This is a genomic window from Streptomyces sp. NPDC127097, from assembly GCF_042724075.1.
Lineage (GTDB): Bacteria > Actinomycetota > Actinomycetes > Streptomycetales > Streptomycetaceae > Streptomyces.
Map to the genome: position 1 here is coordinate 1 of NZ_JBHXFI010000074.1, position 9,971 is coordinate 9,971.

Annotated in this window: 8 protein-coding genes; all 8 read right to left on the reverse strand. The window is 73.6% G+C overall.

The genetic code is table 11. From position 1 onward, the window contains the following. Window positions 1-295: 295 nt before the first annotated feature. The 8 genes from ACFWJW_RS34035 to ACFWJW_RS34070 all read right to left on the reverse strand — a co-directional run bounded on the left by ACFWJW_RS34035 (window position 296) and on the right by ACFWJW_RS34070 (window position 9,034). Window positions 296-2,146, reverse strand: a complete 1,851-nt coding sequence (locus ACFWJW_RS34035) for an alpha/beta fold hydrolase (RefSeq protein ID WP_387248457.1) — start codon at window positions 2,144-2,146, stop codon at window positions 296-298. Continuing rightward, on the reverse strand, window positions 2,143-3,414 hold the full coding sequence (locus ACFWJW_RS34040) for an MFS transporter (protein WP_387248460.1): 1,272 nt from the start codon (window positions 3,412-3,414) through the stop codon (window positions 2,143-2,145). The genes ACFWJW_RS34035 and ACFWJW_RS34040 overlap by 4 nt, the downstream gene beginning before the upstream one ends. A 662-nt stretch (window positions 3,415-4,076) precedes the next feature. Further along, complete coding sequence (locus tag ACFWJW_RS34045; protein ID WP_387248462.1) at window positions 4,077-4,454, reverse strand: DUF2267 domain-containing protein; 378 nt, start codon at window positions 4,452-4,454, stop codon at window positions 4,077-4,079. 204 nt (window positions 4,455-4,658) lie between these two features. Next, on the reverse strand, window positions 4,659-5,831 hold the full coding sequence (locus tag ACFWJW_RS34050) for a Rieske 2Fe-2S domain-containing protein (RefSeq protein WP_387248516.1): 1,173 nt from the start codon (window positions 5,829-5,831) through the stop codon (window positions 4,659-4,661). A 343-nt stretch (window positions 5,832-6,174) separates the two neighbouring features. Continuing rightward, complete coding sequence (locus ACFWJW_RS34055) at window positions 6,175-7,380, reverse strand: cytochrome P450 (RefSeq protein ID WP_387248465.1); 1,206 nt, start codon at window positions 7,378-7,380, stop codon at window positions 6,175-6,177. A gap of 151 nt (window positions 7,381-7,531) precedes the next feature. Then, entirely contained in the window at window positions 7,532-7,693 is a 162-nt protein-coding gene (locus ACFWJW_RS34060; RefSeq protein ID WP_387248467.1) for a hypothetical protein, read from the reverse strand. Window positions 7,694-7,784: 91 nt separating this feature from the next. After that, complete coding sequence (locus tag ACFWJW_RS34065; protein WP_387248470.1) at window positions 7,785-8,459, reverse strand: hypothetical protein; 675 nt, start codon at window positions 8,457-8,459, stop codon at window positions 7,785-7,787. Then, a complete protein-coding gene (locus ACFWJW_RS34070; RefSeq protein ID WP_387248472.1) occupies window positions 8,456-9,034 on the reverse strand; it encodes an RNA polymerase sigma factor in 579 nt (192 codons plus the stop codon). Before ACFWJW_RS34070 ends, ACFWJW_RS34065 begins: the two co-directional genes overlap by 4 nt. Between the last annotated feature and the right edge of the window lie 937 nt (window positions 9,035-9,971).

The following is a 9,971-nucleotide window of genomic DNA, read 5'->3' on the forward strand; positions in this document are numbered from 1 at the left end:
CGGGCCACCCGTCCCGCAACCCCTCCCCCCGCCGCAGGCGCCCGCCGCGGCGGGGGGGGGGGGGGCGGCGGCCGGGGGCCGGCGGGGCACGTACCCGGCCCCGGGGGCCGGGGTGGGCACCGGGCCGGCCGGGGAGGGTCAGTCCTCCTCGGTGTCCTCGGCGTTACGGAACGGGACGGTCACCGTGACGCCGATGCTCGGTCTGCGGTTCTCCTCGTCACCCGCGAGCGGGTCGTTGTGGATGATGTCCTTCTGCATGGCTGCTTCTCCTCTTCTGCCGGTTGCGGAACGGTTCTCACGCTCCGGGGGCCCCGGACGGGCCGGTGCCTCCGGAGACCCCGTCCACCGGGGGACGGGGGGTTCGGTGGGCCGCGGGGGCGCGGCGCAGATGCTGGTCCAGGAAGCCCAGCGCGCGGTGCAGTACGGCCACGTGGTGGGCGCCGGTGTAGCCGTCGTGGCCGGTCTCCAGCCACATCGACGCGGGTGCCGCCCCGGCCCGCCGCAGTGCGCCGAGGTAGCTCCGTACCTGGCCGGGCGGGCATTTGGTGTCGAGGGTGGCGGCGATCACCAGCAACGGGGCACGGACGTCGGCGGCGTAGTGGAGGGGTGAGCTCCGCGCGTAGCGCTCGGGCACGGTGTCCGGCGTGCCGCCGAACAGCCGCTCGTCCAGGGCCCGCAGGGCGGGGGTGCCGGTGCGGTACGCGGCCGCGCAGTCGGCGACGGGTTTGACGGCGACGCCCGCCTGCCAGAGGTCGGGCCGGGTGCCGAGGGCGAGCAGGGCCAGATAGCCGCCCCAGGAGGTGCCCCACAGGCCGACCGCGTCCGCGCGGGCCAGGCCGCGGCGGAGCAGATCGCCGCGGACCGCGACGAGGTCGGCGACCTGGGTGAGCCCGACGCCCGCGCCGTACGCGGCACGCCAGCGGGGGCCGTAGCCGGTGGAGCCGCGGTAGTTGACCCGGGCGACCGCGAACCCGGAAGCGACCAGGGAGTGCACCTCCGGGTCGTAGGCGTCGCGGTCGTGGTCGGCGGGGCCGCCGTGCACCAGGAAGACCAGCGGGGGCCGGCGGCCGGTGACCGGTTCCGGTTCGCTGAGCAGGGTGTGTACGGGCCCGTCCGGGCCGGGGGTCCACAGTTCGCGGTGCCGGCCGGGCACGGGGGTGGGCAGGGTGGCGAGTTCCGGGAGCCGGGTGCCGGCGGTGGAGCACATCCGGGGCGGGGTGGCGCTGTCGGTCCAGAGGTAGTGGACATCGTCGCCCGGGTGCGGGGCGGCGTCGAGCAGGGTGCCGGGCGGGGAGGGTATCGGGGTCAGGGTGCGCCGGTCGAGGTCGGCCGCGGCGAGGGTGGAACGGCCGTGGCGGTCCTGGCGGATGAGGACGCGGCGTCCCGTGGGGTACCAGCGCGCGGTGATCTCGGTGTCGAAGCGGCACCAGTCCTGGGGCAGCAGTCCGCTGTCGGGGCGCCAGGTCGCCAGCCGGTAGCGGTCGTCGTGCTCCTGGACCAGCAGCAGCTCGGTGCCTGCCGGGGACGGTGCGAAGCCGAGCGCCCAGAGTCGGCCGTGGTGTCCGGAGAGCTGGTCGAGCACCGCCCCTGAGCAGGTCACGAGCGTGACCGCCCGGTCGGAGCCGGCCGCCCCGGACAGCGCCAGCAGCCCTCCCGAGGGCGAGATGCCCGTCAGAAGCGCCTGCCCGTCGACGGTGCACACCTGCCGGGCCGGACCGCCCGGTCTCCCGAGGTGGACGGTCATGCCGCTGCCGTCCCCTAGGCCGAGGGCCACGGTTCCGGCGTCGCTGACGGCGAGGCCGTGCGGGCGGCCCGGCGGCAGGCCGGTCAGGCCCGGCTGCCGCGCTCCGCCCTCGAAGTCCTGGAAGTACCACAGTCCGTGGCCGTGGCGGTCCTCCGCGAACCACCACACCCGGGCGTCGGCGTCGAGGGCGCAGTGCAGGGTGCCGTGCGGGCTGTCGGTGACCTGGCGCGCGGTGCCGGTGGCGGCGTTCCAGGTGAAGATCTCGCAGCGGCCGTCGGCGTCCGCGGCCAGCGCCATCCGCGCCGGGTCGCGCGGACAGACCTCGGGCAGCGCCGGGTGGTAGACCCGGAAGCCGGTGCCGGCCGGCGGCTGTGCGGTGAGGTGTGCCGTGGTCGTGCTCATGCGGGCTCCGAACCGGTGCGGCGGGTGCGGGCCGGTGCCACGCACGTGGTGTGGAGCGCGAGCACGGCCAGCAGCGCGGCGCAGCCCATGAGGGTGCCGGCGGCCCCGGCCCGGTCGGCCGAGAGCCCGGCCAGGGCGGGTGCCACGGCCGCGCTCGCGCCGGACACGGTGGCCAGCACGGTCCCCGTGCGGGCCTGGAGTCCGAGGGGGACGACCTGGATGATCCGGGCCTGTAACGCCACCGTGGCCACCGGCGTCAGCAGACACAGCAGACCGAAGAGCAGGCCGAAGTGCCAGGCGTCGCGGGCCAGCGCCAGGGCCGCGGCGGGCGGCACCATCAGCCAGGAGACCGCCACCAGCACCCGGCCCGCGGAGCGCCGGCCGGCGATCCGGGGTGCGACGAGCGCTCCGGCCAGGCCGGCCGCCCCGGCGAGCGCGAGGACCAGGCCCAGCGGTGCCGCGCCCCGGCCGTCGTGCTGAAGGGCGAACACCGTCGTGTAATACAGCGCGACGAGCAGGGCGTTGACGGCCGAGATCCACAGCAGCGCCAGCCGCAGGAAGGGTTCGCGGCGGACCAGCGCCAGCCCGGCCGAGGCTTCGGCGGCCCAGGACCGCCGGCCGCGGCGCACCGGTGCGGCCGGGGACCGCTGCTCACGGGGCGGGGCGAGGGGCGCGCGGATGGCGCCGATACAGCCCGCCGCGACGACGTAGGAGAGGGCATCCACGAGGAACGGGAGCCAGCGTTCGGCGTGAAAGAGGAGCCCGCCCAGTGCGGGCCCGAGCACCAGGGCGCCCCGCTCCCCCGCCTGTAATCGGGACAGGACGCGCCGGTGCTCCGCGGGCGGGCTCACCAGGGCGATGGTGCCGAGCGACGCGGATTCGTAACAGGAGGTCGCGCACCGCTCGACGAGCACGGCGGCGATGAGCACGGCCAGCGGGACCGGGCCCGCCGCGACGGCGGCGGTGACGCCGGCCATCGCGGCGGCGGAGACCAGTGCGGAGCCCACCATCAGCCGCTTGCGCGCCCCGCGGTCGGCGGGGACGGCGGCGAACGGGCCGAGCAGCAGCGTCGCGGCCGCGGCGAGTCCGGCGAGGGCACCGACCTCGGCGGGCGACCGGCCGAGGGTCAGCAGCAGCAGCGGCAGGACCAGCCCGGACGTCTGGCTGCCCAGGGCGTCGCAGGTGCCCGCCCACCAGAACAGCCGGATGTCGCGGCGGACTTGGGGCAGCGGAGCGGCCGGTGCCACCGCCGGCGCGGTCCCGGTCATCAGGGACGGCCCGGGGACGGTCTCGCGGTGCCGCGGTGGGCATCGCCGTGCGGGGTCCGTGCCGGGCGGTGCGTGCGGCCGCTGGTGCGGACGCGTGCCGGACCGTCCGCCGTCCCGGCCCAGGAGGGAACGCACGGTAAGCCGTACGGTGCGCCGTCTGCCGGGGATGCCGCTGACCGTTCCATGCGAAGCCACCTCACGCGTGTGGGCAGATCGTGAAGATCGCCTCACCAATAGGTCAACTTGCGGAGGAAATGTGCCCGAATCGTGCCGGAGCTTAGCCAGATAGTGACGTGAGCCACAAGGTGTGGGCGCGAAGGACCTTCAAGCGGAACGACGGGGCGGGCGGACCAGGCCGGACCGGCCCGGTTCACCCCCTTGGGAGCTGCGCCGAACGGGTGGCCGTCCGCCCCCGCCCTTGTTCCGGTGCCCCTCGCTCGGGTTAATGGAGGCGTCCGAAACGGTGGGCCGCCCATCCCTCTCCGGGGTGTTCACGCAGCCGCCCGTCCGTCGTCCGCCCCTTGGTCCTCTGCGGCGACCGGCGGCAGGGCCGCTGCCCGCGAAGGGGCACCCCGGAGAGACGATGACCCCTCAGCCGGCGGCATTCCGGCTGATGCCGCGGCCCACTCGACACCCGAGGGCCGGCGCCGGGCGGACATACCTCAGCGCGTGGTACCCACCAACTGCGCGTACTCCTTGCCGAGTTGCGACATGGCGTGCTCGAACTCCTTGCGGGAGACGGCCTCTTGCAGCGTACCGAGGACCGCCCGTACACCACGTTCGGCCTCCGACGCGGACAGGCCGGTGCGGGCTCGCACCCTGCGGATCGACTCGTCCGGCCCGAAGATCTCCATCTCCCGCCGCTCCCGCTTCAGCGAGACACGCAGCGGCTCGGGAAGTTCGAGGGCCAGATCGCGGGCTTCGCCGTCGCTCAGACGCAGGGCGAGCGTTTCGAGGGTGGCGCGGGTGAGATCGGCCCCTTCCTGCCGCGAGAGCCTCGCGCGGTCCGCCACTGCCCGGAAGAACTCCTTGTCGTCCATGCGAGCCTCCACATCGGAATCGGGGGATGGGCGAGGGAGGCACCTCACCCACCACCTTGCCACGATCCCCCGCCCCCCGTCGGCCCACCACCGACTGCACCCGCGCACCCACTGAACGTCACCGCCGGAGGGCGTCTGACCTGCGGTGATGCCGGTCAGACGGCAGCTGCCGAGCCGGCGCACCGGCATCACGCACCGGGCCGTTCAGCCCAGCTGGTGCGAGCCGGCCTCCGAGGCGGCGCCGGCTCGCGGCGCGCCGTCGCACAGCGCGGCGGCGCCACAGAGCGCGGACTCGGGACGGATCGGGACCCCGTTGGTGCGCAGCACGTCACGGACATCGAGGATCAGCGGGAAGACCTCCTGGTTCCAGTCCTCGCCCTGCTCGTCCCAGGCCCGCTGCTCCGCCTCGACCGCCATCCGGTCCTCGGCGAACACCCGCTCGGTGAAGCGCCGGATGAGCGGCCAGGCGAGATGGAGGGCGCCCGGGATCGGCGGCTTCGCGATCATGAGCAGGCCGTAGGCGTGATGGGTGCGCTGTTCCGCGTCCTCCGGGACGTAGGCCGCCCAGAGGGAGAAGGACGGGAGGTCGGACTTCTCGGGAACCGCCTGGAGGGTCTGATACGGGTACTCGGTGCGGACGGTGATGACGTCGGGCGATTCGCCGCCGCCGAAGCCCTCGCCGGACAGCAGACCGGCGCCGCGGTCCTTCTTCCCGCCGGCGGAAGTGAACAGATAACGGGCCTCCACGAATTCCGGACCGGTGTCGTACCCGAGGAGCTTGGGCCGGATCTTGCCGAGGACACCGCGGTGCAGGAACTGGTGGTTCATATCCAGCAGGTTTTCGTGCATGAACGAGTAATGGCAGCGCACCGTGCGCGAGAACACCATGGTCTTGTGCTTCGCGGAAGCGTATTCCGGGAGTTCGGGCAGCGGGGTCGTGGCCGCTTTCTCCGGATCGCCCGGGAAAACGAAGACCAGGCCGTACACTTCGCGGACCGGATAGGAACGCACCCCGCGCGGCGGCCGGTCGACCCCCTTGGGAAGGTACGGGATCTGCGAGATGCGGCCGTTCCCGCGATAGGCCCACGCGTGGTAGCAGCAGCGGAGCGTCTCGCCTTCCACCACGCCCAGGCTCAGCGGCACCTGACGGTGCGCACACCGGTCCTCCAGCGCGAAGACCGCGCCGCTCGCACCGCGGTAGAGCACGATCCGCTCCCCCGCGAACGCGGTGGCGAAGGTCTTGTTCTTCGGCACGCTGCCGGATACCGCGACCGGATACCAGAAATTCGGATGGATTCCCGTACGCCGAAGGTCGGCCGTCGCTCCGGGACGGTATTCCCGCATCCGGTCCGGGTCATCGGCCACCCCGGCCGCCATGGTTCCGTCCCTTCCGGGCTGAGCCTTGGTCATACGTTTCTCCCTCGCACGCGGGTCAGTGATACGGAACGGGAGAACATCGGGTATCCGGCGGGCAGCGCGCCGTAGGGGTTCTCCGGGATCACCTTGTGCGTTTCCCCCGGTGCGACGGCGGTCAGGCTCGCCCCGGAGGGGGACGGCCGCCCGTCCGGCGGATCAGGGGCTGGGCCATTTGGCTCCCGGTCCTGGCTCCCCGGCCGTGGCGGAGCCCTGACCCGCGGCTGTCAGGCCAGGGCTCCCCGTCGTGGTCCGGCATGTCGGGCCGGTGCGGCACGCGGCACCGTCCACCGGCCGGGCCGGGCCGTCACGACCAGCGGACCGGGAGATGCCGTGGGCCGCGGAGCAAAGCGCCCAGCCGCCAGCGCAGGTCGGCGGGGTGGGCGTCCAACTCCAGCTTCGGGCAGCGCTCCAGGAGGGTGCGCACCGCGATCCGGGCCTCCAGGCGGGCGAGCGGGGCGCCCAGGCAGAAGTGGATGCCATGGCCGAAGGCGACATGGCCGCGGGCGTCGCGGGTGATGTCGAAACGGCCGGGGTCGTCGAAGCGGAGCGGGTCGCGCCCGGAGTCGGCGATCACGGGGAGCACGACCTCGCCGCCGCCGGGAATCACCGTGCCCGCGATGTCGACCGGGTCAAGGGTGAAGCGGAAGGTGGCGGTCTCCAGCGGGCCGTCGTAGCGCAGCATCTCCTCGACCGCGCCGTCGACGAGCGACAGATCGGCGCGCAGCGCGGCGAGTTGCTCCGGGTGGGTGAGCAGCGCCAGCACGCCGTTGGCGATGAGATTGCCGGTGGTCTCGTAACCGGCGATCAGTAACAGCTGGGCCATGCCCAGGAGTTCCTCGTGGCTGAGCCGGTCGCCGCCCTCGTCGCTCACCGCGATCAGATCGCTCAGCAGGTCCTCGCCGGGGTGGGCGCGCTTGGTCTCCACCAGGTCGTCGAGGTAGCCGGTCATGGCCGTCAGGACGTCCTTGGTCCGCTGCGTGGGGGCACCGACCATCAGGATGTCGGTCCAGGTACGGAAGGTGTCCCGCTCCAGGAAGGGCACGCCCAACAACTCGCAGATGACGGTGATCGGGAGCGGGAAGGCCAGCGCCTCGACGAGATCGGCGCGGCCGTCGGGGGCGGCGAGCATCGCCGTCAGAAGCTCATCGGTCAGCGCCTGGACGCGCGGCGCGAGGGACGCCACCCGGCGCGCGGTGAAGGCCCGGGCCACCAGGCCGCGCAGCCGGGTGTGTTGCGGCGCGTTGGAGCGGAGCATCGACACCCCGCTGGACACCGGCTGCATCGGCTGCGCGGAGGAGGCGTGCCGCCACTCCTTCGACAGCCGGGGGTCGCTGAGCGTCGCGCGCACCTCGTCGTAGCCGACGACCAGCCAGACGACCGTGCCCTCCGGGAGGCGTACCCGATGCACCGGGCCTCGCTCGCGCAGCCGCGCGTACACCTCGAAGGGATCGCGGACGAAGTCCTCGCCCATTGCCGCCAGTTCAACGGTCCCCATCGGATCGGTTGTCATCCGGCCTCCTGTCCGTCGTGGCCCTGCCCCGGGACGACTGGGTACGGGGGAACCCTCCCCGGCGGCGGAGCCACTAACCGCGGCCGGCGCCGCGTCTGCCACCGCCCCACTTGGGACCGGCGGCAGACGCGGCGACCAGAGCCGGTCCCGTCTACCGCTGGGTCAGGTACAGCAGCAGGGCGGAGATGACGGCCCCGGCGACCCCCTCGATGGCATGGGCGGCGGTGAAGCGGGCGTACTTCCTTAGCCACGGGCGCGGCGGCTCCGCGGGAACACGCGGCGGGGGTTTCCGGTCCTCCGCATGGTCCTTCATGGGCGTCTCCTTGATCGGTGGTGGGTGGTACGTGCCGGCCCCTTGCGGGCCGCGGCGCGCCGCCGGGACCCGGCTCATCCGCCTGGCCTCGTCAGTGCCCCGCGCACCCCACGGACAGCGGGGCCTGCGGCTCGGCGAACTGCTGGAGCTCGGGCCCGGAACGCGACAGCAGCCAGCCGGGGTCCGGGAGCGGGGCGCCGGGGGCCGGGTTGGGCAGATGCCGGCGCGGTGAGTAGCCCAGGGCGGTGGCGATGGTGCGCCACAGGCGGGCGTCGATGAGGTTGTCGTCGGCCGCGTGGTGGATCGCCAGGCAGTGTGCGGAGAGCTGGTCCTCGGCACCGGCGGCGAACCGCCACCAGAAGACCGCCGCCTCGCGCCGGTTGATGGAGTAGAGCAGGCACGCGAAGGTCCGGGCGCCGGCCGCGTCGTAGTCCCGGGCGAACTTCTCCAGCCGCCCCATGTGCCCGCCGCGCAGCACCGACTCGCACAGGGTGTGCAGGTGCCGGCGCAGCTCCTCCGGGCCCGCCGTGGCGCTCGGAACGGGCCGGGGCCGCGGACGTCTGGGCAGCGGCCGGGCCCGGCCGGGGTGCGCCGGGGCCGGGCCGCGGTCGTGCCGCCCTTCGGGCGCCGGGCGTGCCGGGGGCGTCTGCCGCTCGGCCTCGGCGATCCGCTCGGCCAGTCTGCGCGTGAAGGCTTCCGGGTCGTGGTCGGCCAGTACGCTTCCCACCTCATCGGCTTCGGCCCGCAGAATGTCTTCGATGGTCACGACGGTTCTCCTTCCTGATCGTTCCGGAGATAGGAGGCCGCGAGTTCCTTGGCGAGCTGGCGGCCGCGGGAGTAGTAGGTGCGCGCCGTGCCCGGGGTGATGCCGAGGGTCTCGGCGATCTCCTCATAGCTCAGCTGCGCCACGCGGAGCCGGACGCAGTCCGCCTGCACCGGCTCGCGCCGGGCCAGCTCGTCCATGGCGCGGTCCAGGGCGTCGTAGGTGCCCAGGTGCAGAATCCGGTCGACGCAGGACTGGTGGAGCCCGGCTTCCGCGGCGGCGGCCCGTTCACGGCGGGTCGCCCGGTTACGCGAGCGGATGAAGTCCCTGATGGCGTCCCGCAGGACACGCAGGCACAGGGCCCGGAAGTTGGGGTGCGACTGGAACTCGTCCCATTTCGCATGGATCTTCATCCCGGCTATCTGCACCACGTCCTCGGCGTCCTGACGGTGGCGCAGCAGCTGGTACGCATAGCCGAGGTAGCCGTACTGCGCCTCCTTGAAGAAGGCGGTGAAGTCGCCCCGGAGGCCGTCCATCGGGTCGGGGCGCAACTGCTGTCCGTCTCCGTAGTCGCTCACCGGGCGGCCGTCCCTCGCCCCGCAACGGGCGGGCGGACGACACCGGGGTGGACCTGTGCCTGAAGGTCCCGTTCCGCACCGCACCGGCTTCCACGGTCCGGGTCACACAACGTGCTGCCGGCCGAGGGGCCGCAGGTCCGCGAGGCGGTGTGGGTGCTCTCGCGCGCACGGGCGCGGAGCACAGCCGGGATCGTCCTGGCCGCGCCGCCCATGGCTGGCGTGCCCCAGGGCCACTGGTGGTCCACTGCCTCTCCTTTCGCTGTTCGCGGCGAACTCCCCAGCGTCCGGATGACGCCGGGGAAGACCGCATCTCTTGCCCCTAGACCGCTCGCGAAGCCGTGATTGTTAATCAGATCCGCGGACCAAAAATGACCATCCGCAGTCGCCCGCTCACGTTGAGCTTCTGACCTGCGGCGTTGGCGGATTAGTGGACGCGGGAGTGGCGCGGATCACACTCCGGTGCGGGTCGTGCGGGCCGGTGCGCCGCCCGCCCGTCGGCCCGCGCGGCGGCCCGTACGCCGCCCGCCCGTCGGCGGCACGCCACCCGTAAGTCGGCCCCCGCACAAGCGCGAGGGCCTCCCGGCGCCGGTGCGGATGCCGTCATCCGCACCGAGCCAGAAGGCCCTCACCTCGTCGGAGTGCCACCCCGGGCGTGTCACCCGTCACCCACACGCCGGAAGAACACGCCCGGGCCGCGGTTCGCCAGGGACGGAAGGGGACGATCCCTGCCGAGGCGCGGGCGCGGTGGCACTGCTCGCCGGGTCATCGCGGCAGCGGACTCCCCCGGGCGTCGCATGGGCGTCGCCGGGGAAGCGGCCGCTCACACGTAGGTGTAGCCGCCGGCGACGAGCGTGCTGCCGCCCAGGGTGGTGACCACGACGGGGACGTTGCCGAGCGGACCGGCCGGGGTGAAGCCGATCAGCGCCGTACCCGACGC

Coding starts and splice junctions, on each gene's coding strand:
- ACFWJW_RS34040 (WP_387248460.1), bottom strand. CDS start 3,414: ATGACCGGGACCGCGCCGGCGGTGGCACCGGCCGCTCCGCTGCCCCAA.
- ACFWJW_RS34045 (WP_387248462.1), bottom strand. CDS start 4,454: ATGGACGACAAGGAGTTCTTCCGGGCAGTGGCGGACCGCGCGAGGCTC.
- ACFWJW_RS34055 (WP_387248465.1), bottom strand. CDS start 7,380: ATGACAACCGATCCGATGGGGACCGTTGAACTGGCGGCAATGGGCGAG.
- ACFWJW_RS34060 (WP_387248467.1), bottom strand. CDS start 7,693: ATGAAGGACCATGCGGAGGACCGGAAACCCCCGCCGCGTGTTCCCGCG.
- ACFWJW_RS34050 (WP_387248516.1), bottom strand. CDS start 5,831: ATGGCGGCCGGGGTGGCCGATGACCCGGACCGGATGCGGGAATACCGT.
- ACFWJW_RS34035 (WP_387248457.1), bottom strand. CDS start 2,146: ATGAGCACGACCACGGCACACCTCACCGCACAGCCGCCGGCCGGCACC.